This is a genomic window from Streptomyces sp. NPDC041191, assembly GCF_055591945.1.
Map to the genome: position 1 here is coordinate 199,677 of NZ_JBVIZC010000011.1, position 21,760 is coordinate 221,436.

General features: G+C 69.6%; 20 protein-coding genes. 10 read left to right on the forward strand and 10 right to left on the reverse strand.

Annotated features, from left to right (window positions below; genetic code table 11):
* The first annotated feature begins 97 nt into the window (after positions 1-97).
* The 4 genes from ACZ6AQ_RS22700 (at position 98) to ACZ6AQ_RS22715 (ending at position 2,761) form a co-directional block, all read left to right on the forward strand.
* The gene (locus ACZ6AQ_RS22700) at positions 98-577 is read left to right on the forward strand and encodes an NUDIX domain-containing protein (RefSeq protein ID WP_468761759.1); all 480 of its coding nucleotides are present in this window, start codon (positions 98-100) and stop codon (positions 575-577) included.
* A 215-nt stretch (positions 578-792) separates the two neighbouring features.
* Complete coding sequence (locus tag ACZ6AQ_RS22705; protein WP_468761761.1) at positions 793-1,656, forward strand: GNAT family N-acetyltransferase; 864 nt, start codon at positions 793-795, stop codon at positions 1,654-1,656.
* Between the two features lie 156 nt (positions 1,657-1,812).
* Entirely contained in the window at positions 1,813-2,271 is a 459-nt protein-coding gene (locus ACZ6AQ_RS22710) for a MarR family winged helix-turn-helix transcriptional regulator (protein WP_388690205.1), read from the forward strand.
* Positions 2,272-2,308: 37 nt separating this feature from the next.
* Positions 2,309-2,761 carry a GNAT family N-acetyltransferase gene (locus ACZ6AQ_RS22715; protein WP_468761763.1) on the forward strand — a complete coding sequence of 151 codons (453 nt, stop codon included), beginning with the start codon at positions 2,309-2,311 and terminating at the stop codon, positions 2,759-2,761.
* Positions 2,762-2,835: 74 nt separating this feature from the next.
* On the opposite strand, the gene ACZ6AQ_RS22720 is transcribed toward ACZ6AQ_RS22715, so the two are convergent.
* From ACZ6AQ_RS22720 to dnaB, 3 genes are all read right to left on the reverse strand, one after another.
* Positions 2,836-4,218, reverse strand: coding sequence for a serine hydrolase domain-containing protein (locus tag ACZ6AQ_RS22720; protein WP_468761764.1), 1,383 nt, complete (start codon positions 4,216-4,218; stop codon positions 2,836-2,838).
* Positions 4,219-4,285: 67 nt separating this feature from the next.
* On the reverse strand, positions 4,286-4,720 hold the full coding sequence (locus ACZ6AQ_RS22725; protein WP_468761766.1) for a VOC family protein: 435 nt from the start codon (positions 4,718-4,720) through the stop codon (positions 4,286-4,288).
* Positions 4,721-4,813: 93 nt separating this feature from the next.
* Complete coding sequence (dnaB, locus tag ACZ6AQ_RS22730) at positions 4,814-6,274, reverse strand: replicative DNA helicase (RefSeq protein ID WP_388690621.1); 1,461 nt, start codon at positions 6,272-6,274, stop codon at positions 4,814-4,816.
* A gap of 442 nt (positions 6,275-6,716) precedes the next feature.
* Here dnaB and ACZ6AQ_RS22735 point away from each other — a divergent pair, with 442 nt between their 5' ends.
* Complete coding sequence (locus ACZ6AQ_RS22735; protein WP_468761768.1) at positions 6,717-8,054, forward strand: MATE family efflux transporter; 1,338 nt, start codon at positions 6,717-6,719, stop codon at positions 8,052-8,054.
* A gap of 149 nt (positions 8,055-8,203) precedes the next feature.
* On the opposite strand, the gene rplI is transcribed toward ACZ6AQ_RS22735, so the two are convergent.
* From rplI to rpsF, 4 genes are all read right to left on the reverse strand, one after another.
* Entirely contained in the window at positions 8,204-8,650 is a 447-nt protein-coding gene (gene rplI, locus ACZ6AQ_RS22740; RefSeq protein ID WP_121830685.1) for a 50S ribosomal protein L9, read from the reverse strand.
* Between the two features lie 18 nt (positions 8,651-8,668).
* On the reverse strand, positions 8,669-8,905 hold the full coding sequence (gene rpsR, locus ACZ6AQ_RS22745; RefSeq protein WP_005315025.1) for a 30S ribosomal protein S18: 237 nt from the start codon (positions 8,903-8,905) through the stop codon (positions 8,669-8,671).
* A gap of 56 nt (positions 8,906-8,961) precedes the next feature.
* Positions 8,962-9,546, reverse strand: a complete 585-nt coding sequence (locus ACZ6AQ_RS22750; RefSeq protein WP_468761770.1) for a single-stranded DNA-binding protein — start codon at positions 9,544-9,546, stop codon at positions 8,962-8,964.
* 74 nt (positions 9,547-9,620) lie between these two features.
* Positions 9,621-9,911, reverse strand: coding sequence for a 30S ribosomal protein S6 (gene rpsF / locus ACZ6AQ_RS22755; protein WP_015034882.1), 291 nt, complete (start codon positions 9,909-9,911; stop codon positions 9,621-9,623).
* A gap of 293 nt (positions 9,912-10,204) precedes the next feature.
* Between rpsF and ACZ6AQ_RS22760 the strand changes: the two genes are divergently transcribed.
* The 3 genes from ACZ6AQ_RS22760 (at position 10,205) to ACZ6AQ_RS22770 (ending at position 13,152) form a co-directional block, all read left to right on the forward strand.
* Positions 10,205-10,519: a hypothetical protein gene (locus tag ACZ6AQ_RS22760; RefSeq protein ID WP_468761772.1), complete on the forward strand. Its 315-nt coding sequence runs from the start codon at positions 10,205-10,207 to the stop codon at positions 10,517-10,519.
* A gap of 381 nt (positions 10,520-10,900) precedes the next feature.
* Positions 10,901-12,019 (forward strand): lipid II:glycine glycyltransferase FemX, encoded by a 1,119-nt coding sequence (locus tag ACZ6AQ_RS22765; RefSeq protein WP_388690229.1) that lies wholly within the window; start codon positions 10,901-10,903, stop codon positions 12,017-12,019.
* A gap of 101 nt (positions 12,020-12,120) precedes the next feature.
* The gene (locus ACZ6AQ_RS22770) at positions 12,121-13,152 is read left to right on the forward strand and encodes an alanine racemase (RefSeq protein WP_388690231.1); all 1,032 of its coding nucleotides are present in this window, start codon (positions 12,121-12,123) and stop codon (positions 13,150-13,152) included.
* Between the two features lie 42 nt (positions 13,153-13,194).
* Here the strand turns inward: ACZ6AQ_RS22770 and ACZ6AQ_RS22775 are convergent, their stop codons facing one another.
* Positions 13,195-14,685 carry a glycosyltransferase family 87 protein gene (locus ACZ6AQ_RS22775; RefSeq protein WP_468761774.1) on the reverse strand — a complete coding sequence of 497 codons (1,491 nt, stop codon included), beginning with the start codon at positions 14,683-14,685 and terminating at the stop codon, positions 13,195-13,197.
* A 107-nt stretch (positions 14,686-14,792) separates the two neighbouring features.
* Entirely contained in the window at positions 14,793-17,570 is a 2,778-nt protein-coding gene (locus tag ACZ6AQ_RS22780; protein WP_468761776.1) for a transglycosylase domain-containing protein, read from the reverse strand.
* Between the two features lie 368 nt (positions 17,571-17,938).
* Here ACZ6AQ_RS22780 and ACZ6AQ_RS22785 point away from each other — a divergent pair, with 368 nt between their 5' ends.
* Positions 17,939-18,619, forward strand: coding sequence for a PadR family transcriptional regulator (locus tag ACZ6AQ_RS22785; RefSeq protein WP_468761778.1), 681 nt, complete (start codon positions 17,939-17,941; stop codon positions 18,617-18,619).
* A gap of 48 nt (positions 18,620-18,667) precedes the next feature.
* On the forward strand, positions 18,668-19,750 hold the full coding sequence (locus tag ACZ6AQ_RS22790; RefSeq protein ID WP_468761780.1) for an inositol-3-phosphate synthase: 1,083 nt from the start codon (positions 18,668-18,670) through the stop codon (positions 19,748-19,750).
* Between the two features lie 435 nt (positions 19,751-20,185).
* Here ACZ6AQ_RS22790 and ACZ6AQ_RS22795 read toward each other — a convergent pair whose 3' ends face one another.
* The gene (locus tag ACZ6AQ_RS22795) at positions 20,186-21,652 is read right to left on the reverse strand and encodes a CCA tRNA nucleotidyltransferase (RefSeq protein ID WP_468761782.1); all 1,467 of its coding nucleotides are present in this window, start codon (positions 21,650-21,652) and stop codon (positions 20,186-20,188) included.
* Positions 21,653-21,760: the final 108 nt, after the last annotated feature.

The window sequence follows — 21,760 nt, forward strand, 5'->3', positions numbered from 1 at the left end:
GTTATGCGCGACGCAGGCCCTCACTCCGCTGCCCGGCGGTTCCTTTCCGAGCGGCCCGAAGCGTTTCAGCCCGCCCCTCACGGGCCATTTTCTCCCCATGACCGAACGGCCTGTGATCAAGCGCACCGCGCGTGCCGTCCTGCTCGACGGAAACGACCTCGTCCTCATCAAGCGGACGAAGCCGGGGATGGATCCCTACTGGGTCACGCCCGGGGGTGGTGTGGAGCCTTCCGACGCCACCGTCGTCGAGGCCCTGCACCGCGAAGTGTTCGAGGAGCTGGGCGCCAAGATCACCGACGTGGTCCCCTGTTTCGTCGACACCGTCGAGCACATCGTCGACGGCGGGGTCTCCGGGGTGAAGGTGCAGCACTTCTTCGTGTGCCGGCTCGGTTCCATGGACCCCTCCCTGCGTCACGGTCCCGAGGTGGAGGAGCCCGTCGGCGAGTACGAGATCGTCCGGGTGCCCTTCACGCGGGTCGGGATCGCCGCCGTGCACCTCGTCCCGCTCTCCTTGCGTCACTACCTCGACGGCAACATCGAGGGAGTCCGTGCGATGCACGCACCGGATCTCGGCTGAGGCGGCGGCCCCGGGCACTGAGGGGCTACAGCCGTTCCCGCGCGTACGCGGCGATGTCGGCGAGGTCGAGAAGGGGCAACTGTGATCTCCGGGGTTTCACGTGAAACAACGCCCCCGCGTCCGCACCCTCGGGCGGAAGCGACGGCGGGACCGGGATCCGCCCAATCCGGTAAAGCGGTGGACGGAAGATCGTCGCATCGGAGAGCCTGAAGTACATGCCGACTCCCCCCTCAGCCCTCGCACGGCTTCCCATCCGGCCGCTCACCCCTGCGGACCTGCTCGCCTGCTCCGACCTCTCCGAGGACAGGGGCTGGCCCCGCGAGGAACACAAATGGGGACTCCTGCTCGCCGCCGGTACGGGATACGGCATCGACGCCCCCGACGGCAAGGGCCTGCTGGCCTGCTGTGTGGTCACCTCGTACGGTCCCGGGCTCGCCGCGATCGGCATGGTGCTCGTCGCCGAACGGTACGAGCGCCAAGGAGTGGGACGCCGACTCATGCGCTACGTCCTGGAGGAGGCCGGTGACACGCCGCTCACCCTGTATGCCACGGCGAACGGGCAGCCCCTCTACGAGCAGCTGGGCTTCACCCAGACGGCTCGTTCGGAGATGGTGCGCGGGCGCTTCACCTCCACCGTGCCGTCCCCGGACGTACCCGTCCGCCCTGCGACGGCGGAGGACCTCCAGGCGATCCTCCGTCTGGACCTGGAAGTCTTCGGCCTCGACCGCACCCATGTGATCACCCGTCTTCCCGCCTTCGCGGACCACCTCAGGGTCGCGGAGCAGGACGGCGTGATCACGGGTTTCGCGGCGGCCTGGCCCAACATGGACACTCATGTCGTCGGGCCGCTGATCGCCCGGGACCCGGCCACGGCCCAGGCCCTGATCGCCTCCCTGGCCGCCGTCACCGACCGGCCCCTGCGTACGGATATCGACACACGCCACACGAGTCTTCTGCGCTGGTTGAAGGAGAACGGCGTCGACTCGCTCACCACGACGTCCGTGATGGTTCGCTCCCTTCCCGACCTGCCGGGTGACTGGCGTCGCCGTTTCGCTCCCCTGACGGTCGCGGCCGGATAGCTTCGTCCGCGCCCAGGACCGGGCGCCCCCGCCATGGGGAGGCCCGGTGTCCTCGGCCCGGGGGAAGGATTTACTTGCAAACGCCCATTATTGCGCCGCTTCCTCTACCCTGGTGTTCAAGCCGCTCCGGCGCCGAGGAGAGACCGAGGAGAGACCATGACCGCGACGGACCCCGCACTCACCGCGCTCTCCCAACGCTGGTGCGCCCTCTCCCTGCTCCACGGCAGGATCGAGTCCCACATCGAGCGCGCCCTGGAGTCCCGTCACGGGCTGAGCGTGCGGGAGTACTCGCTCCTCGATGTCCTCAGCCGCCAGCACAGCGGCCCCGGCGGGCACCTCCAGATGAAGCAGGTCGCCGACGCGGTCGTGCTCAGCCAGAGCGCCACCACCCGGCTCGTCACCCGGCTCGAAGACCGCGGGCTGCTCACCCGGTACCTCTGCGCCACCGACCGGCGCGGCATCTACACCGACGTGACCGAGTCGGGCCTGAAACTCCTCGAGGAGGCTCGCCCCACCAACGACGGCGCCCTGCGCGAAGCCCTCGACGAAGCCGCGAAGAACCCCGAGCTGGCCCCGCTGGTCCAGGTGCTGGAAGGCGTGGGCGCTCCCGCGTGAGCACCGCGCGGAGCCGGCCGGACGTACGCTGCGCCCCATGAACGATCTCGAGATACGTCCGGCCACTGTGAACGACCTTCCGGCCGTCGTCGCCATGCTCGCCGACGACCCCCTGGGCGCGCAGCGTGAATCCCCCGACGACCTCACCCCGTACCTGGCCGCGTTCGACCGCCTGGCGAACGACCCCCACCAGCACCTCATGGTGGCCGTCCGCGGCGGCAAGGTCGTGGGGACCCTCCAGCTGACGATCGTCCCGGGACTCTCCCGCAGAGGCAGCACCCGTTCGATCATCGAGGCCGTCCGTGTCCACGCCGACGAACGCGGCAGCGGCCTGGGGACGCGGTTCGTCGAGTGGGCTGTCGAGGAGTCCCGCCGTCAGGGTTGCCGGCTCGTCCAGCTGACCTCCGACACCACCCGCTCCGATGCCCACCGCTTCTACGAGCGCCTCGGTTTCGTGGGCTCCCACGTGGGCTTCAAGAAGGACCTCTGACCCGTCCCGACGCGTTCCCGGTGCGCCGGACGCCGGGTCCGGCGCAACCGTTTCACGTGAAACGCCGGGGCGGCTCAGAGACCGCGCCAGCCCTCCTCGTCCACACCGCCCGGTACCGCGTCCCCCGGGTCGTACGGCTCCCGGGTGAAGACGAAGGAGCCGAGGTCGAGGTGGCTCACGCTCCCGTCGGCACGTCGTACGACACGGAGCCTCTCCCCCTCGTAGTAGCCGTTCAGCCCGGTCCAGCCGCCTTCGGGAAGCTCCCGGAAACGGGCTCGCCGCCCGGTGCCTCCCAGGGGTTCGAGCACCACACCGCGCTCGGGGCCGAGCCGCAGCACGTACGCGTACGTGCCCCAGTACCAGGGTCCGGTCAACGACAGCAGTTCCTTGTCGACCTCGGCCTCGGGAAGCGGGCGCCACGGTTCGGGGAACCTCGGCTCGGCATCCGCCACGATCCGTACGAGATCGGCGGCCACGGCCCCCACCGGCAGCCCCGACGTGGTGTTGGAGAGGGCGATGCCCGCGAGGCCGTCCTCCACGCCCACCCACAGGCAGGCGACGAAGCCGGGGAGGGAGCCGGTGTGACCGACCAGGGTCCGGCCGTCCCTGCGGAGGAGCTGGAGGCCGAGTCCGTAGCCGCCCTCCCAGTCGCCTTCCCCGGGAGCGGAGGCCGGAGCACGCATCTCCGCCACGGAGTCCGCGTCGAGCACCCGCTCGTCCCCCACCGAGAGGAACGCGGCGAACCGCGCGAGGTCGGCTGCCGTGGACCAGAGCTGCCCCGCCGGCGCCATCAGACCGAGGTGCTCGGACGGTTCGGGCAGCATCACGTCGGCCCAGGGATGCACCGCCCAGCCGCCCGCGTGCGGGGCCACGGGTTCGACCGTCGTACGGCTCATCCCCAGCGGCTCCAGGATCTCGTGCCGCAGCGACTCCTCCCAGGAGCGTTCCCGGAGCTCCTCGACCAGCGAACCGAGCAGGGTGTAGCCGGGGTTGGAGTAGTGGTGGCGGCGTCCCGGAGCCTGGAGGAAGGGGTGCTCCCCCAGGACGTCGGCCAGCTCCGGCCGCAGGCCGGCGGACGAACGCTCCCACCACTGGCCGGGGGTCTCGGCCGCGAGACCGCCGCTGTGACCGAGCAGTTGGCCGATCGTCACCTCTCCGACGCGCGTCCCCTTGAGGTGCCGTTCCAGCGGGTCGTCCAGCCGGAGCAGGCCCTCGTCCCGCAACCGCATCACCAGGACGGCGGTGAACACCTTGGTGATCGAGCCGATCCTGAACTGGGTGTCGGCGTCGGGAGCGTGGCCGTCCACGCAACTGCGCGCCCCGCTCCACACCATCGTTCCGTCACGGACGACCGCCCCCACGAGGGAGGGTGCCCGCCCTTCGGCCTGGGCCACGGCGACCCGGTGCGACAGGGCCCGCTCGGTACCGGGCAGCAAAGCTTCGAAAGATGTCGTCATGGACCCCATCCAACGCGATACGCCGCACCTGACGTCGTGGGAGGGAACGAGGACGCGTTCGCGTACCTCAGTCGAGACAGAACTCGTTGCCCTCCACGTCCTGCATCAGGAGGCACGACTCGTTGACCCCATCGGCGAGCAGGAGCTTCCCGCGTACCGCGCCGAGCGCGACCAACCGCGCGCATTCGGCCTCGATCACGGCCAGGCGCTCCTCACCCACGAGCCCGGTGGCGACCCGTACATCGAGGTGAAGACGGTTCTTGGCGATCTTCCCTTCGGGAACGCGCTGGAAGTACAGCCGGGGCCCCACACCTGACGGATCGGCGCAGGCGAACCAGGCATCACGCTGCTCGGGCGGCAGGGAGTCGTTGTAGTCGTCCCACGTGGCGAACCCCTCCGGCGGGGACGGAGCGACGTACCCCAGCACCTCGCACCAGAAACGAGCGACGCGCTCGGGCTCCGCGCAGTCGAAGGTGACCTGGAACTTCTTGATCGACGTCATCGGGCCACCCTAGTGGCGCCCGCGCGACGGGAATCCGATTTTTTTGCCGCACAGGAAAGAAGGCACGGGCTACGGGGGCTCACGGGCGGACCCTCAGGTCTGCGCCATGTCCACGAAGCGGGAGTAGTGGCCCTGGAAGGCGACGGTGATCGTGGCCGTCGGGCCGTTTCGGTGCTTGCCCACGATGATGTCCGCCTCGCCCGCGCGCGGGGACTCCTTCTCGTAGGCGTCCTCGCGGTGCAGCAGGATCACCATGTCGGCGTCCTGCTCGATCGAGCCGGACTCGCGGAGGTCGGAGACCATGGGCTTCTTGTCGGTGCGCTGTTCGGGGCCACGGTTCAGCTGGGAGAGCGCGATCACCGGCAGCTCCAGCTCCTTGGCGAGGAGCTTCAGGTTTCGCGACATGTCGGAGACCTCCTGCTGACGGCTCTCCTGGCGCTTCGAGCCGCCCGACTGCATGAGCTGGAGGTAGTCGATGATGACGAGCTTGAGGCCGTTGCGCTGCTTGAGCCGCCGGCACTTCGCCCGGATCTCCATCATCGACAGGTTCGGGGAGTCGTCGATGTAGAGCGGGGCCTGGGAGACGTCCGGCATCCGGCGGGCCAGCCTCGTCCAGTCCTCGTCGGTCATCGTGCCGGAGCGCATGTGGTGGAGCGCGACCCGTGCCTCGGCCGAGAGCAGGCGCATCGCGATCTCGTTGCGGCCCATTTCGAGGGAGAAGATGACGCTGGGCAGGTTGTGCTTGATGGAGGCCGCGCGGGCGAAGTCCAGGGCGAGGGTCGACTTACCCATGGCGGGGCGGGCCGCGATGATGATCATCTGACCGGGGTGCAGGCCGTTGGTCAGCGAGTCGAGGTCCGTGAAGCCGGTCGGCACACCGGTCATCTCGCCGCTGCGGGAGCCGATCGCCTCGATCTCGTCGAGCGCCCCCTCCATGATGTCGCCGAGCGGCAGGTAGTCCTCGGTGGTGCGCTGTTCGGTGACCGCGTAGATCTCGGCCTGGGCCGAGTTCACGATCTCGTCGACGTCCCCGTCGGCCGCGTACCCCATCTGGGTGATCTTGGTACCCGCCTCGACCAGGCGGCGCAGGACGGCGCGCTCGTGGACGATCTCGGCGTAGTACGAGGCGTTGGCCGCGGTCGGTACCGACTGGACCAGGGTGTGGAGATAGGAGGCTCCGCCGACCCGGGTGATCTCGCCGCGCTTGGTGAGCTCGGCGCCGACCGTGATGGGGTCGGCCGGCTCGCCCTTCGCGTAGAGGTCGAGGATCGCCGCGTACACGGTCTCGTGCGCGGGTTTGTAGAAGTCGTTGCCCTTGAGGATCTCCACGACGTCCGCGATGGCGTCCTTGGAGAGCAGCATGCCGCCGAGGACGGACTGCTCGGCGTCGAGATCCTGCGGGGGGACGCGCTCGAACCCGGAGAGTCCCCCGTCCCAGGGGCCGTCGCCGCCCCGTTCGTGCTGGTCGTCGCGCCCACGCCCGCGCCCGCGTTCGCCCCGGGTACGGGTGGGCAGCCGGTCGCTCGGTCCGCTGTCGGCCCAGGGGTCGTCCATGGGCTCGGAAACAACGCTCACCAAGCCACCTCCTCCGTCCGCTCCGCGGACCTCGCCGTGCCACTCTTTCACGCCACGGCCTTGGTCAGAGAGTGGCTTCGCGACCGCTTCCGGGGCGTCGGGCGCCGGTCCACGGTAGGCCTGTGGAGGGCTCCAGCCAATCCGGTTATCCACAGGCCCTGTGGGTGAATGACCAGATGCTGTGGAGAACTTGCCGGTTCCTGTGCACGGACCGGGGGACAGCCATGTGGACAAACTCATAGCAGCTTCTCCATTACCGCTCTGACCTGCAGCTTTACCATCCACCGGCTGTGGGGGAGAAAAAGTTGCCCGCTCCGGCCAAGATCAGAACAAACGGCCCACGCCTCCGGCTGCCCGTTCCCCACAGGTAAGGATCAGTAGCACCTTGTATCTCTTACCTGTGGAAGATTAGATTGACCTCATGAGCCAGGCCCCCGCGCCCCCCAAGGCTGTCCGCCGTCAGCACGACCGCGAGATCGTCTCCCTCGCCCTCCCGGCCTTCGGCGCCCTCGTGGCCGAGCCGCTCTTCCTCATGGTCGACAGCGCCATCGTCGGCCACCTCGGCACCCCCCAGCTCGCCGGCCTCGCGATCGCCGCGGCACTCCTGTCCACCGCCGTCAGCGTCTTCGTCTTCCTCGCCTACGCCACCACGGCGGCCGTCGCCCGGCGCGTGGGCGCGGACGACCTCCCGGCCGCCATCCGGCAGGGCATGGACGGCATCTGGCTCGCGCTCCTCCTCGGGGCTGCCGTCGTCGCGCTGACCCTGCCCTCCGCTCCCTGGCTCGTCGGCCTCTTCGGAGCCTCCGACACCGCCGCTCCGTACGCCGTCACCTACCTCCGGATCTCCAGCCTCGGCATCCCCGCCATGCTGGTCGTCCTGGCCGCCACCGGTGTCCTGCGCGGCCTCCAGGACACCCGTACACCCCTCTACGTGGCCATCGGCGGCTTCGCGGCCAACGGCGCGCTCAACCTCGGGCTGGTCTACGGGGCCGGGCTCGGCATCGCCGGCTCCGCCTGGGGCACCGTCGTCGCCCAGTGCGGCATGGCCGCCGCGTACCTCACCGTCGTCGTGCGGGGCGCCCGCCGCCACGGTGCGTCCCTGCGGCCCGACGCGGCCGGCATCCGGGCGTCCGCCCAGGCCGGAGCTCCGCTTCTCGTCCGTACGCTCTCGCTCCGCGCGGTCCTGATGATCGCCACGGCCGTCGCCGCGCGGCTGGGCGACACCGACGTCGCCGCCCACCAGATCATCCTGTCCCTGTGGAGCCTGATGGCCTTCGCCCTCGACGCGATCGCCATCGCGGGCCAGGCCATCATCGGCCGCCACCTCGGCGCGAACGACCCGGAGGGCGCCCGGCGGGTCTGCCGTCGCATGGTCCAGTGGGGTGTCGTCTCCGGTGTGGTCCTGGGCGCGCTCCTGGTCCTCGCCCGACCCCTGTTCGTCCCGTTCTTCACCGGTGACGCCGCGGTCCGGGACGCCTTGCTCCCCGCCCTGCTCGTGGTCGCCGTCTCCCAACCGGTCGCCGGGGTGGTCTTCGTCCTCGACGGTGTCCTGATGGGCGCGGGAGACGGACCCTACCTGGCCCGCGCCATGCTGCTGACCCTCGTCGTCTTCGCTCCGGCCGCTCTTCTGGTCCCGGCCCTCGGCGGCGGGCTCACCGCGCTGTGGTGGGCGATGGCACTGATGATGACGGTCCGGTTGCTGACCCTCTGGTTCCGTTCCCGCTCCGGCCGTTGGATCGTCACGGGTGCCGTCCGCTGACCCGACGGGCTCCGCGTAAATCGCCGTTTCACGTGAAACGGAAAGAACGGCAGGAACGACGGGACCGACGGGAACAGCAGGAACGGCGAAAGGGCCGTACCCCAGCGGGTACGGCCCTTCCTCATGCACAAGCACTGCTGGAAGCAGCGTTACGCGGCGACGACCTCGACGCCGAGCTTCGCGGCGACCTCGGGGTGCAGACGCACGGACACCTGGTGCGAGCCCAGGGTCTTGATCGGCGAACCGAGCTCGACGCGACGCTTGTCGACGTCCGGGCCACCCGCGGTCTTGATCGCCGAGGCGATGTCGGCCGGGGTCACGGAACCGAAGAGACGGCCGGCGTCGCCGGAGCGAACGGCCAGGCGCACCTTGGTGCCTTCGAGGCGGGCCTTGATCTCGTTGGCCTGCTCGATGGTCGCGATCTCGTGGATCTTGCGGGCGCGGCGGATCTGCGCCACGTCCTTCTCGCCGCCCTTGGTCCAGCGGATCGCGAAACCGCGCGGGACCAGGTAGTTGCGAGCGTAGCCGTCCTTGACGTCGACGACATCGCCGGCGGCACCGAGGCCAGAGACCTCGTGGGTGAGGATGATCTTCATTTTTCGGTCACCCTTCCCTTATCGCGCGGTGGACGTGTAGGGCAGCAGCGCCATCTCACGGCTGTTCTTGACGGCCGTGGCGACGTCACGCTGGTGCTGCGTGCAGTTGCCGGTCACGCGGCGGGCACGGATCTTGCCGCGGTCGGAAATGAACTTCCGCAGCATGTTCGTGTCCTTGTAGTCCACGTACGCGGTCTTGTCCTTGCAGAACGCGCAGACCTTCTTCTTAGGCTTGCGCACAGGCGGCTTCGCCATGGTGTTTCTCCTGTGTGATCAAGAAGTGTGGGTACGAGCTGCTTCCGGGGCACGCCCTAGAAGGGGGGCTCGTCCGAGTAGCCGCCGCCGGAGTTCCCACCCCAGCCGCCACCGCCGCCACCGGCCGGCTGGCCGCCGCCGGAGGGAGCGCCGGTCGCCCACGGGTCGTCGGCGGGAGCACCGCCGCCACCCTGCTGGGCACCGCCGGAGTTTCCGCCCCAGCCGCCACCGCCGCCGGCCTGCTGGCCGCCGCCGTATCCACCCTGGCCGCCGCGACCGGTGGTCTTGGTGACCTTGGCCGTGGCGTTCTTGAGACTGGGGCCGACTTCCTCGACGTCCAGCTCGTAGACCGTGCGCTTGACGCCCTCACGGTCCTCGTAGGACCGCTGCTTCAGCCGGCCCTGCACGACGACGCGCATGCCTCGCTGAAGCGACTCGGCGACGTTCTCCGCCGCCTGACGCCAGACCGAGCAGGTGAGGAAGAGGCTCTCGCCGTCCTTCCACTCGTTGGTCTGGCGGTCGAAGGTGCGGGGGGTGGACGCGATACGGAACTTCGCGACCGCCGCACCGGACGGGGTGAAGCGCAGCTCGGGGTCGTCGACAAGATTGCCGACGACCGTGATGACGGTCTCGCCTGCCATGGGGGAACCTCTCGGCGGGATTGCTTCTGGCTGCTGTGCTGCTACTCGGACCCGATGACCTCTGAGCTAGGGGCTCAGTGGGTCTCGGGGCGGAGGACCTTGGTCCGGAGGACCGACTCGTTCAGGTTGAGCTGTCGGTCGAGCTCCTTGACGACCGCAGGCTCGGCCTGCAGGTCGATGACCGAGTAGATGCCCTCGGGCTTCTTCTTGATCTCGTAGGCGAGACGACGACGGCCCCAGGTGTCGACCTTCTCGACCTTTCCGTTGCCCTCACGGACGACGGAGAGGAAGTTCTCGATCAGCGGGGAGACAGCGCGCTCCTCGAGATCGGGGTCGAGGATGACCATCACCTCGTAGTGACGCATGTGGAACCCACCTCCTTTGGACTCAGCGGCCACGGTCGTTCCGTGGCAGGAGGGTCGTGATGCGTGAGCAACGGTATCGGCCACCACTGACAGCGCCCCCGCCGAACGTGTCGGACGAGGAACACCGCAGGAATCCCGGAGGGACATGGGCAGACACCGGTGCAGACCGTACAGCCTACCCGCATCACCGCTTCCGGTTGAAATTCCCTGGCGAAAGGCCGCAATCTGGACACAACGAACGTCGGCGGCGCTAGGATGCGCCGCCGTCCGGCAAGCACGCCAGGAGGTGCCCCATGGCACACGCAATGCGACGCGACCCCGGCCATTCCCTCTTCGCCACCGACGGCAAGCCCCACCCGCTCCAGGACACCCTGGTCGGCGTGACGCTGGTCCTGGGCGTCCTCGCCTTCGTGACCGCGCAGTTCCACAGCCTGCACCTGCTCAGTTCCTGGGCGGGCCTCATCGGCATCCTGACCGGTGGTTACGGCCAGTTCGTCTCGGTGACGACCCGCGAGCGCTTCTTCCTGATCGTCGGCCTGGGCGCGGCGGGGGTGGGCTTCTTCCTCGGCATGGCCCACGGCGGCCTCTTCAACGGCGTGATCAACTGAGCCGACCGGACGACACGGCCTTCCCCGGCCCCGCACCGGGGGCCTCCGGTCCTCCCGGTCCCGCGCCGGGCGTCTCCGGTCCTCCCGGCCCCCGTCCGCCCCTCCCGGACCGGGCCGGACGCCGTCGGTCCGCTGGGCACCGGAAGCCCGACCGGGCCCCGCCCGGAACCCGACCGGAGGAACCCGACCGGACACCGACGGCCCACCCCTGGCCCTCCCGGGCGAAGCCGCCCGGAGCGGTGGCCCGTCGGCCGGACCGGGGCTCCGGCGGCGCGGCCGGGCCCGCACAGACATACGGGGTGCTCCCCGGTCACAGTAGGCTTCGGCGCGAGAGCCGGAGCCCCTGACCGATGGGGACACACCTGCCGAGGAGCGCCCCGCATGAGCCTGACCCTGAGGACCATCAGCCGTGAGCAGCATCTGGCGTACATCCAGAGCCAGCCCGCCGCGAGCCACTGCCAGGTCCCGGCGTGGGCCGATGTGAAGACCGAGTGGCGTTCGGAGAACCTCGGCTGGTTCGACAGGAACGGCGAACTCGTCGGCGCCGGTCTCGTGCTCTACCGCCAGCTCCCGAAGATCAAGCGCTACCTGGCCTACCTGCCCGAGGGCCCGGTCATCAACTGGTACGCGCCCAACCTGGACGAGTGGCTGCAGCCGATGCTGGCGCACCTCAAGCAGCAGGGTGCCTTCTCGGTCAAGATGGGCCCGCCGGTCGTCATCCGCCGCTGGGACTCGGCCGCCATCAAGGCCGGCATCCAGAACCCCGACGTCAAGCGCCTCAAGGACGTCGAGGCCACCCACATCGAGCCGCGCGCCTTCGAGGTCGCGGACCGGCTGCGGAAGATGGGCTGGCAGCAGGGCGAGGACGGCGGTGCCGGCTTCGGCGACGTGCAGCCCCGCTACGTCTTCCAGGTCCCGCTCGCGAACCGCTCGCTCGACGACGTCCTCAAGGGCTTCAACCAGCTGTGGCGCCGCAACATCAAGAAGGCCGAGAAGGCGGGCGTCGAGGTCGTCCAGGGCGGTTACGAGGACCTGGCCGAGTGGCAGCGGCTGTACGAGATCACGGCCGTCCGCGACCACTTCCGGCCGCGTCCGCTCTCGTACTTCCAGCGCATGTGGACCGTCCTCAACAGCGAGGACCCCAACCGCATGCGCCTGTACTTCGCCCGGCACAACGGGGTGAACCTCTCGGCCGCGACCATGCTCGTCGTCGGCGGGCACGTCTGGTACTCCTACGGCGCCTCCGACAACATCGGCCGCGAGGTCCGGCCCTCGAACGCGATGCAGTGGCGGATGCTGCGCGACGCGTACGCGATGGGCGCGACCGTCTACGACCTGCGGGGCATCTCGGACTCCCTGGACGAGACCGACCACCTCTTCGGGCTCATCCAGTTCAAGGTGGGCACGGGCGGCGAGGCCGTCGAGTACGTCGGCGAGTGGGACTTCCCGCTGAACAAGCTGCTGCACAAGGCGCTCGACATGTACATGTCGCGCCGCTGATCCGACGTCCGCGTCACGGCCCGCGCCGTGACGCGGACGGTTCCGTACTCTCGTACATACCTTTGACTCACCGCTGCCGTCAGAAAGGTTCCGGGCCGGCCATGGCGCTCTCCCTCTACGTCGACACCGCTCGCTGGCGGGCGCACCAGAAGTCGGTCATCGACCAGTTCCCCGGGATCATCCCGGTCTGCAAGGGCAACGGCTACGGCTTCGGGCACGAGCGGCTCGCGGACGAGGCGGCCCGGTTCGGGGCCGACATGCTCGCCGTGGGCACCACCTACGAGGCCGCGAGGATCAAGGACTGGTTCAGCGGCGACCTGCTGGTCCTCACCCCCTTCCGCCGGGGTGAGGAGCCGGTTCCGCTGCCCGACCGGGTCGTGCGCTCCGTGTCCTCGGTGGACGGCGTCCACGCCCTGGTGGGCGCCCGGGTCGTGATCGAGTGCATGAGCTCGATGAAGCGGCACGGCGTGCGCGAGGAGGAGCTGCACCAGCTCCACGCCGCCATAGAGGACGTGCGCCTGGAGGGTTTCGCCCTCCACCTCCCGCTGGACCGCCCGGACGGCACCGACGCCGTCGAGGAGGTCATCTCCTGGATGGACCGGCTGCGCAACGCCCGGCTGCCGCTGCACACCATGTTCGTGAGCCACCTGCGGGCCGAGGAGCAGGCACGGCTCCAGCAGCAGTTCCCGCAGACCCGTTTCCGGGCCCGGATCGGCACCCGCCTCTGGCTGGGCGACCACGAGGCCACGGAGTACCGGGGCGCGGTCCTCGACGTGACCCGGGTCGCCAAGGGGGACCGGTTCGGCTACCGCCAGCAGAAGGCGGCCTCCGACGGCTGGCTGGTCGTCGTCGCCGGCGGCACCTCGCACGGCGTGGGACTGGAGGCCCCCAAGGCGATGCACGGCGTGATGCCGCGGGCCAAGGGCGTCGCCCGCGCCGGTCTCGCCACCGTCAACCGGAACCTGTCGCCGTTCGTCTGGGCGGGGAAGCAGCGCTGGTTCGCCGAGCCGCCGCACATGCAGGTGTCGATCCTGTTCGTGCCCGCCGACGCCCAGGAGCCCCGGGTCGGTGACGAGCTGGTGGCGCACCTGCGCCACACCACGACGCAGTTCGACCGCCTCGTCGAGCGCTGAGCACGGTCCGGCCGGAGCGGCGACGCGCCCGGCCGGACCCCCTCACTCCGGAGAGTCCCGGTCCCGGGGGACGCCCCACTCCACCCGTGTCCCCTGTACGGGGGCCGGGCCGGCGTGCCGGGCCGCGCCGCCCGCGACGAAGACGTCCCGGGCACCCTCCAGGACGCCACCGGACGGATCGTCCGAGCCGTCCTGACGGACCGGGTCCTTCTCGGGCGCCAGGACGTCGCGCACCACCATCACGCACAGGTACAGGGTGCCGAGCAGGTGCAGGACGATCGCGAACTGGTAGCCGTCCTCCGGCAGCCCCTGCTTGTTGCCGCTGCCCGTGAACGCCAGGTACATCCAGGTGCCCAGGAAGTACGCGATCTCGCACGCCTGCCAGATCAGGAGGTCCCGCCAGCGCGGCCGGGCGAGGGCGGCCAGCGGGACGAGCCACAGGACGTACTGCGGCGAGTAGACCTTGTTGGTCAGGACGAACGCGGCGACGACCAGGAAGGCCAGCTGGACGAAGCGGGGCCTGCGGGGCGCCGTGAACGTGAGGTGGGCGAGACCGGCCACCGCCACGCCCATCAGCAGCGTCGCGTACAGGTTGGCCCGGTCCGGCGGAACGGGATCGCCCGTGCGCTGGCCGATGAGCAGCCAGACCGAACCGAAGTCGACGTTCCGGCGCATGCTGAAGAGGTAGAACTGCTTCCAGCCCTCCGGCGCGAGCAGCATCACCGGCAGGTTCACGACCAGCCAGGCCCCCGCGAAACCGAGCAGCGCCGTCCCGTACGCCCGCCACTTCCCTGCGCGCCAGCAGAGCAGCAGCAGCGGACAGAGGATCAGGACCGGGTAGAGCTTGGCCGCGGTGGCCAGGCCCAGCAGGACCCCGAAGGCCGCCGGCCGGCTCCGCGACCACATCAGGACGGCGGCGGCGGCCAGGGCCACGGCCAGCAGGTCCCAGTTGATCGTGGCGCTGAGTGCCACCGAGGGCGAGAGCGCGACCAGGAGGCCGTCCCAGGGGCGGCGGCGGTGCGTCCGCGCCACACAGACCGCGAGGACGGCCGCGCAGACCATCAGCAGACCGGCGTTGGCCAGCCAGTACGCCTGTTCCCGCTGCGTCTCGTCACCGCCGCCCGGCGTCAGCCAGGCCGCGACCTCCATGAGGAGTCCGGTCAGGACCGGGTACTCCAGGAACGGTATGTCGCCGCCCAGCCGGTCGAAGTACGGCACCAGGCCGTCGGCGAAGCCCCGTCCGACGAAGAGGTGCGGGATGTCCGAGTAGCAGGCGTGGGTGTACTGGGAGGTCGCGCCCCGGAACCAGGCCCAGTTGTAGCAGGGCAGCTTCTGCACCATGCCCAGGGCGAACATGCCGATGGCCACGAGGGCGACCACCCGCACGGGCGTCGGACGGCCGGTGCCGGGCAGCGCCCGGCGGCCGTAGGGGCCGCCGATCAGTTCGCTGCCCGCGGCGGCCACCTCGTCCCGGTGGGTGGGGACGACCGTCTGCGAGCGGCCCGGCGCGCTCGTCTTCTGGAGGCTCGGCATGGGGGACATCCTGCCGTACGGCCTCCGGGAAAACGGCGAGGGCCGCCGCGTCCGGCCCGTACGGAAGGTACGGACCGGACGTGACGGCCCCGGAGGAGCGGCCCCGCCTAGGGGGTCCAGGCCCCGTCGCCGGGTTTGCCGCCGCCTCCACCGGGCCAGCCGCCTCCGCCGCCGGCCCCGTTGCCGTCCGTGGCGGTGTCGGTCGGTGTCGGTTCCCTGGTGCCGGTCGGCGTGCCCGTGGGCTGTCCGGTGTTGCCGCCCGGATCGCCCGGCTGGTAGCAGTCCGGGTCCCAGATGCTGCAGGTCGTCTTGCCCGGCTTCGGAGTCCTGCTCGGCGGAGGGGTCGTCGTCGGGGTGGCCGGGGGGGTCGTCGTCGGCGCCTTCGTGGTCGGCGTGTCCGTGGGCGTCGGCGTCTCCGTCGGCGTCGGGGTGGCCGTCGGCGTCGGCGTCGCGCCGCCGCCGAAGACCGGCACGGCGCCTTCCAGCTTCTCCGGCTTGGGGAAGTCCACCTTCGGGTCCTTGGCGACGGCTTCGCTCATGTAGTCGCGCCAGATCTGCGAGGGGAACGACGAACCGTGGATCGTTTCCTGGCCACCCGTGCCGTACATCTTCTCGAACTCGCGGTTCTTCTTCGTGTCGTCGTCGTCGTAGCGGTACATGTCGATCGCCGTCGACACCTGGGCGGTGTACCCGACGAACCAGGCGGACCGGTTCTCGTCGGTCGTACCGGTCTTGCCGGCCACGGCGCGGCCGGGAAGCCGCGCCTTCCTGCCGGTGCCCTCGTCGTCGTCCACGACGTCCCGCAGCACGTCGGTGATGTTGCCGGCGATGGCCGGGCTGAACGCCGTCTCGGTCTTCGCCTCGTGCTTGTACGCGACGACGCCGTTCTTCTTCACGCTCTCCACGGAGTAGGGGTCGTTCTGCTTGCCCTGGTTGGCGAAGGTCGCGTAGGCACCGGCCATGCGGATGGCGCTCGGGCTGGAGATGCCGAGGGAGAACGAGGGGACCTCGCCCTTGACGAGCGAACTGTCCAGCAGACCGGCGCGCTTGGCGGCGTCGCGCACCCGGTCGATGCCGACGTCCATGCCGAGCTGCACGTACGGCGAGTTGGCAGACTTGATCATGGCCCTGCGCAGCGAGATGTTGCCGTAGTTCGCCTGTTCGTCATTGGTCTGGCGCCACTCCTCGCCCTTCTCGTTGTGCCAGATCTCGCCGTCGTACCTCCGGATCACCAGCCCGTTCTTGCCGGAGTAGAGGCTCTTGTCCAGGTCGACGATCTTCCGGGTGGAGGCGTCCTGGTCCGGTCCCAGATCCTTGTCCCGCACACCGTCCTTCAGGGCGGAAGCGAGCACGAAGGGCTTGAACGTCGAACCGACCATGGCGCCGGTGGCGTCGGCGTTGTTGGTGAAGTGCTTGGTGGCGTCGACACCGCCGTAGAGGGCGAGGATCTTGCCCGTGGCCGTGTCGACCGAGGCACCGCCGAACTGGACGTTGGTGTCCGTCTTGGGCCGCTTCTTGGGGTCGATGTGCTCGTCCAGGATCTTCTTGACGGACTTCTCGAGCGCGGCGACCTTGTCCTTCTGGAAGGTCGTGTGGATCTCGTACCCGCCGCGTTCGAGCTCCTGCTCACCGATGCCGAACTGGGTCTTGATGTTCGCCTTGGCGGTCCTGACCAGATAACCGATCTGGCCGCCCAGGTTGGCTTCCTGACCGGGCTTCTGGAGCTTGGGGAAGGCCGTGTACTTCGCCCGTTGCTCGGCCGTGATGCGGCCGTCGTTCCTCATCTCGTCGAGGATCCACCGCCACCGCTTGGTGGCCCGCACGGTGTTCTTCTCGGGCGTGGCCTGGGAGTCGATCTCGGGGTAGCCGGCCGGGTCGTAGTACGTCGCGCCCTTCAGCACCGCGGCGAGCAGCGCCGACTCGCTGGGGTCGAGCTTCTCGGCGTCCTTGTTGAAGTAGGCGCGGGCCGCGGCCTGGATGCCGTAGGCACCGCGCCCGTAGTACGCGGTGTTCAGGTAGCCGGCCATGACCTTGTCCTTCTCGACCTTGTTGCCGACCTTGATGGCGATGAAGAGTTCCTTCACCTTCCGGCTCAGGGTCTGCGACTGGTCGTCGAGGAGGTTGTTCTTCACGTACTGCTGGGTGATCGTCGAACCGCCCTGGGTCTCGCCGCCCCTGGCCATGTTCCACACGGCGCGGCCGATGCCCATCGGGTCGACGCCGGAGTCCTTCCAGAAGGTCTTGTTCTCCGCCGAGACCACCGCGTCCTGCATGGACTTGGGGATCTTCGCGAGGGGAACGATCTGGCGGTTGGCGCCGCTGCCCGTCGCGACCATGCGGGAGCCGTCGGCCCAGTAGTAGATGTTGTTCTGCGACTTCGAGGTCTTCGCCTCGTCGGGGACCTCCACCTTCGAGTACGCGAAGGCTGCCGCGCCCATCAGGCTCGCCACGAAGAACAGGAAGGTGCCCGTCACGAGCTTCCACGAGGGCAGCCAGCGTCGCCAGCCGTACTTGTTGTGGCGCGGGTAGTCGATGAACCGCTTCTTGCCCGGCGGGCGACCGCCGGCGCCGCCCCCGGGGCCGCCACCGCGCCCGCCCCCGCCACCGCGCCTGCCTCCGCCGGACCCACCGGGGCCGCCGGGACCGGCTCCCTTGCGGCGGCTGCCGCGCTGGGCGGCACGGCGGGCCTCCGCGCGCCCGCCGTAGGGACGCTCCTCCTCCCCGGGGAAGGAAGGGGGCCCGTAGGAGGCCGAGGGGGCCCCCGCCCCGAATTCCTGGGCCGGGGCCGACCTGCGGCCCACCGGCTGCTGGGCAGCGCGCCGTGCCGCCGCGCGACCGCCCGTCGGCGGCTGCTGCGGCGGCATTTTGCGACGATGCTCGCTCATCGAACGACTACTCCTCGGGCAGGCGCGTGCGCCTGGAAGCGGCAGTTGAGTTCCGGTCCCCCCGAAATGCACACGGCCGGGACCCATCGGAGGTCCCACCGTGCCGCAGCCGGCCACCCCGAGAACTGACGCCCCAGGGAGTCGCTCGGTTCCCGGTGGTCTGCATGCCGCACAGACTACGCACGGCCAAAAACCACCTTCAGAGGGACTTCATCCCAAATCCGGCAAGTCGATCGGCGTGAATTGAGGATGTGACGCCGGTCACGGCGGTACGGCTTGTCGACGCAGAGTGGCCGCTCTATCGTGCTGATGTATCGAGTCGATACATCAGCGCGGCATAAGGGCCCCGGAAGCGGAGGAGGCGACGGATGAGCAGGCGCTCCGGCATCCTCGAATTCGCCGTCCTCGGACTGCTGCGCGAGGCCCCCATGCACGGGTACGAGCTGCGGAAGCGCCTCAACACCTCGCTGGGCGTCTTCCGGGCCTTCAGCTACGGGACGCTGTACCCCTGCCTCAAGACGCTGGTCGCAAACGGCTGGTTGATCGAGGAACCGGGCAGCGCCCCCGAGGAGGCCCTCGCCACGACGCTGGCGGGACGCCGGGCCAAGATCGTCTACCGGTTGACGCCGGAAGGTAAGGAGCGCTTCGAGGAGCTCCTCTCCCACACCGGTCCGGATTCCTGGGAGGACGAGCACTTCGCCGCCCGCTTCGCCTTCTTCGGGCAGACCGAGCGCGAGGTGCGGATGCGGGTGCTCGAAGGCCGCCGCAGCCGTCTCGAGGAGCGCCTGGAGAAGATGCGCGCCTCCCTGGCCCGGACCCGTGAGCGCCTCGACGACTACACGCTCGAGCTGCAGCGCCACGGCATGGAGTCCGTGGAGCGCGAAGTGCGCTGGCTGAACGAGCTCATCGAGAGCGAGCGGGCGGGACGGGATCGTCGATCCGGTCCCGGCTCCGCGGCTCCGCACGACAACGATTCCGCAGAAACGGGCGGCCTGCCCCGGCACGGGGGCAGTACCCGGCCGGATCCGTCCGACGACACCGCCAAGTGAAACCCTGCGCACAGCAGGGCTTCCACGAACACACAGGGAGCAACCGGAATGGGTTCGGTTCGCGTAGCCATCGTCGGCGTGGGCAACTGCGCCGCCTCGCTGGTCCAGGGCGTCGAGTACTACAAGGACGCCGACCCGGCGGCCAAGGTGCCCGGCCTGATGCACGTCCAGTTCGGCGACTACCACGTCGGTGACGTCGAGTTCGTCGCCGCCTTCGACGTCGACGCGAAGAAGGTCGGCCTCGACCTCTCCGACGCCATCGGCGCCAGCGAGAACAACACCATCAAGATCTGCGACGTCCCGAACACGGGCGTCACGGTCCAGCGTGGTCACACCCTCGACGGGCTCGGCAAGTACTACCGCCTGACCATCGAGGAGTCCGCCGAGGAGCCCGTCGACGTCGTCCAGGTCCTCAAGGACCGCCAGGTCGACGTTCTCGTCTGCTACCTGCCCGTCGGTTCCGAGGAGGCGGCGAAGTTCTACGCCCAGTGCGCCATCGACGCCAAGGTCGCCTTCGTCAACGCCCTTCCGGTCTTCATCGCCGGCACCAAGGAGTGGGCCGACAAGTTCACCGAGGCGGGCGTCCCGATCGTCGGTGACGACATCAAGTCGCAGGTCGGCGCGACCATCACGCACCGTGTGATGGCGAAGCTGTTCGAGGACCGCGGTGTCCGTCTCGAGCGCACCATGCAGCTCAACGTCGGCGGCAACATGGACTTCAAGAACATGCTGGAGCGCGACCGCCTGGAGTCCAAGAAGATCTCCAAGACCCAGGCCGTCACCTCCCAGATCCCCGACCGCGAACTGGGCGAGAAGAACGTCCACATCGGCCCGTCCGACTACGTGGCCTGGCTGGACGACCGCAAGTGGGCGTACGTGCGCCTCGAGGGCCGCGCCTTCGGTGACGTCCCGCTGAACCTGGAGTACAAGCTCGAGGTGTGGGACTCCCCGAACTCGGCGGGTGTCATCATCGACGCCCTGCGCGCCGCGAAGATCGCCAAGGACCGCGGCATCGGCGGCCCCATCCTCTCGGCTTCGAGCTACTTCATGAAGTCCCCGCCGGTGCAGTACTTCGACGACGAGGCGTACGCGAACGTCGAGAAGTTCATCAAGGGCGAGGTCGAGCGCTGACCTTCACCCGCGCCGACCTGGCCCTTTAGGCCAGGACGGCAGGGAAAGAGCGCACACCCACAGGGCCCCCACCGCATTCTTCCGCGGTGGGGGCCCTGTGGGTTCGCGTGGGTCTCCGAGGCCGTTCGAGGACCTACGATCCTTGATCATCTCCCGATTCCCTCCCGGGAAGAGGGTGCTTCTGCCCGGGCCGGGGGCCGCCGGGTGCGTACGGGACGCCCCGCGCCCGGACCTGCATCTGCGGGCGCTCATCCTCGATCAGGACATAGCCATCGCCGGAGGGGGTCTCACCCTCGGCGTCCGGCTCCTCGCCGTCTCCCTCGTCGGGCTCATCACCCGGAGGACGCGTGCGGAGGTGACGTTTCACGTGAAACGCTCTCGGTCCGGGGGGGGCGGTTTCACGTGAAACAGCGGCCCCCACCGGACCGGCCGTCCTCAGCCTCGCGCTTCCCACCACTCCTTGAGGGCGGCAACGGCCCGGTCGTGCTCCAGAGGGCCGTTCTCCAGCCGGAGTTCCAGCAGGAACTTGTACGCCTGCCCGATCGCCGGGCCGGGGCCGATGCCCAGGATCTCCTGGATCTGGTTGCCGTCGAGGTCGGGACGGATCGCGTCCAGCTCCTCCTGCTCCTGAAGCTGCGCGATGCGGTCCTCCAGGCCGTCGTAGGCCCGGGAGAGGGCGGTCGCCTTGCGCTTGTTGCGGGTGGTGCAGTCCGAGCGGGTCAGCTTGTGCAGCCGCGAGAGCAGCGGGCCGGCGTCCCGGACGTAGCGCCGCACGGCCGAGTCGGTCCACTCACCGGTCCCGTAACCGTGGAAGCGGAGGTGCAGCTCCACCAGGCGCGAGACATCCCTGATCATCTCGTTGGAGTACTTGAGCGCGGTCATGCGCTTCTTCACCATCTTCGCGCCCACGACTTCGTGGTGATGGAAGGAGACCCGGCCGTCCTTCTCGAAGCGCCGGGTACGCGGCTTCCCGATGTCGTGGAGCAGGGCCGCGATGCGCAGCACCAGGTCGGGGCCGTCCTCCTCCAGGTCGATGGCCTGCTCGAGCACGGTCAGCGAGTGCTCGTAGACGTCCTTGTGCCGGTGGTGCTCGTCGCTCTCCAGCCGTAGGGCCGGCAGTTCGGGCAGCACGTGGTCGGCGAGACCGGTGTCCACGAGGAGGCCGAGGCCCTTGCGCGGGTGGGCCGAGAGCAGCAGCTTGTTGAGCTCCTCGCGAATCCGCTCGGCGGAGACGATCTCGATCCGGCCGGACATCTCCTTCATGGCCGTGACGACCTCGGGGGCGACCTCGAAGTCCAGCTGGGCGGCGAACCTCGCGGCCCGCATCATGCGCAGCGGATCGTCGGAGAAGGACTCCTCCGGCGTTCCCGGCGTGCGCAGGACCCGGGCGGCCAGGTCCTCCAGGCCCCCGTACGGGTCGACGAACTCCTTCTCGGGGAGGGCCACGGCCATGGCGTTGACGGTGAAGTCGCGCCGGACGAGGTCCTCGTCGATCGAATCGCCGTAGGAGACCTCCGGCTTGCGCGAGGTCCGGTCGTACGCCTCCGAACGGTAGGTGGTGATCTCGATCTGGAAGCGCTGAACCGCGTCCCCGACGCGGGCGTCCTTCTGGCAACCGACCGTGCCGAAGGCGATGCCGACCTCCCACACGGCGTCGGCCCAGGGGCGGACGATCTTCAGTACGTCCTCGGGGCGGGCGTCGGTGGTGAAGTCCAGGTCGTTGCCGAGCCGGCCCAGCAGGGCGTCCCGCACCGAGCCGCCGACCAGTGCGAGGCCGAACCCGGCCTCCTGGAAACGGCGGGCGAGGTCGTCGGCGGCGGGGGACACGCGCAGCAGTTCACTGACCGCGCGGCGTTGCACCTGGCTCAGTGCAGTCGGGGTGTCTTCGTTGGCGTTCGGCACAACAGAAAAGGGTACGTGCCCGGACCCGTCCCGCCGTCCTCGTTTCCCGGAGCGGGACCGGCGGACCGGTCCCGTCGGCGGCCCGGGAGGATCACCCGGAGCGGACCC

What these genes read in the sequence shown, in the direction of transcription:
- ACZ6AQ_RS22700 (WP_468761759.1), top strand. Translation starts at nt 98, where the DNA reads ATGACCGAACGGCCTGTGATCAAGCGCACCGCGCGTGCCGTCCTGCTC.
- ACZ6AQ_RS22765 (WP_388690229.1), top strand. Translation starts at nt 10,901, where the DNA reads ATGAGCCTGACCCTGAGGACCATCAGCCGTGAGCAGCATCTGGCGTAC.
- ACZ6AQ_RS22785 (WP_468761778.1), top strand. Translation starts at nt 17,939, where the DNA reads ATGAGCAGGCGCTCCGGCATCCTCGAATTCGCCGTCCTCGGACTGCTG.
- ACZ6AQ_RS22750 (WP_468761770.1), bottom strand. Translation starts at nt 9,546, where the DNA reads ATGGCAGGCGAGACCGTCATCACGGTCGTCGGCAATCTTGTCGACGAC.
- rpsF (WP_015034882.1), bottom strand. Translation starts at nt 9,911, where the DNA reads ATGCGTCACTACGAGGTGATGGTCATCCTCGACCCCGATCTCGAGGAG.
- ACZ6AQ_RS22705 (WP_468761761.1), top strand. Translation starts at nt 793, where the DNA reads ATGCCGACTCCCCCCTCAGCCCTCGCACGGCTTCCCATCCGGCCGCTC.
- ACZ6AQ_RS22760 (WP_468761772.1), top strand. Translation starts at nt 10,205, where the DNA reads ATGGCACACGCAATGCGACGCGACCCCGGCCATTCCCTCTTCGCCACC.
- dnaB (WP_388690621.1), bottom strand. Translation starts at nt 6,274, where the DNA reads ATGGACGACCCCTGGGCCGACAGCGGACCGAGCGACCGGCTGCCCACC.
- ACZ6AQ_RS22715 (WP_468761763.1), top strand. Translation starts at nt 2,309, where the DNA reads ATGAACGATCTCGAGATACGTCCGGCCACTGTGAACGACCTTCCGGCC.
- ACZ6AQ_RS22780 (WP_468761776.1), bottom strand. Translation starts at nt 17,570, where the DNA reads ATGAGCGAGCATCGTCGCAAAATGCCGCCGCAGCAGCCGCCGACGGGC.
- ACZ6AQ_RS22725 (WP_468761766.1), bottom strand. Translation starts at nt 4,720, where the DNA reads ATGACGTCGATCAAGAAGTTCCAGGTCACCTTCGACTGCGCGGAGCCC.
- rpsR (WP_005315025.1), bottom strand. Translation starts at nt 8,905, where the DNA reads ATGGCGAAGCCGCCTGTGCGCAAGCCTAAGAAGAAGGTCTGCGCGTTC.
- ACZ6AQ_RS22720 (WP_468761764.1), bottom strand. Translation starts at nt 4,218, where the DNA reads ATGACGACATCTTTCGAAGCTTTGCTGCCCGGTACCGAGCGGGCCCTG.
- ACZ6AQ_RS22735 (WP_468761768.1), top strand. Translation starts at nt 6,717, where the DNA reads ATGAGCCAGGCCCCCGCGCCCCCCAAGGCTGTCCGCCGTCAGCACGAC.
- ACZ6AQ_RS22775 (WP_468761774.1), bottom strand. Translation starts at nt 14,685, where the DNA reads ATGCCGAGCCTCCAGAAGACGAGCGCGCCGGGCCGCTCGCAGACGGTC.
- ACZ6AQ_RS22790 (WP_468761780.1), top strand. Translation starts at nt 18,668, where the DNA reads ATGGGTTCGGTTCGCGTAGCCATCGTCGGCGTGGGCAACTGCGCCGCC.
- rplI (WP_121830685.1), bottom strand. Translation starts at nt 8,650, where the DNA reads ATGAAGATCATCCTCACCCACGAGGTCTCTGGCCTCGGTGCCGCCGGC.
- ACZ6AQ_RS22710 (WP_388690205.1), top strand. Translation starts at nt 1,813, where the DNA reads ATGACCGCGACGGACCCCGCACTCACCGCGCTCTCCCAACGCTGGTGC.
- ACZ6AQ_RS22770 (WP_388690231.1), top strand. Translation starts at nt 12,121, where the DNA reads ATGGCGCTCTCCCTCTACGTCGACACCGCTCGCTGGCGGGCGCACCAG.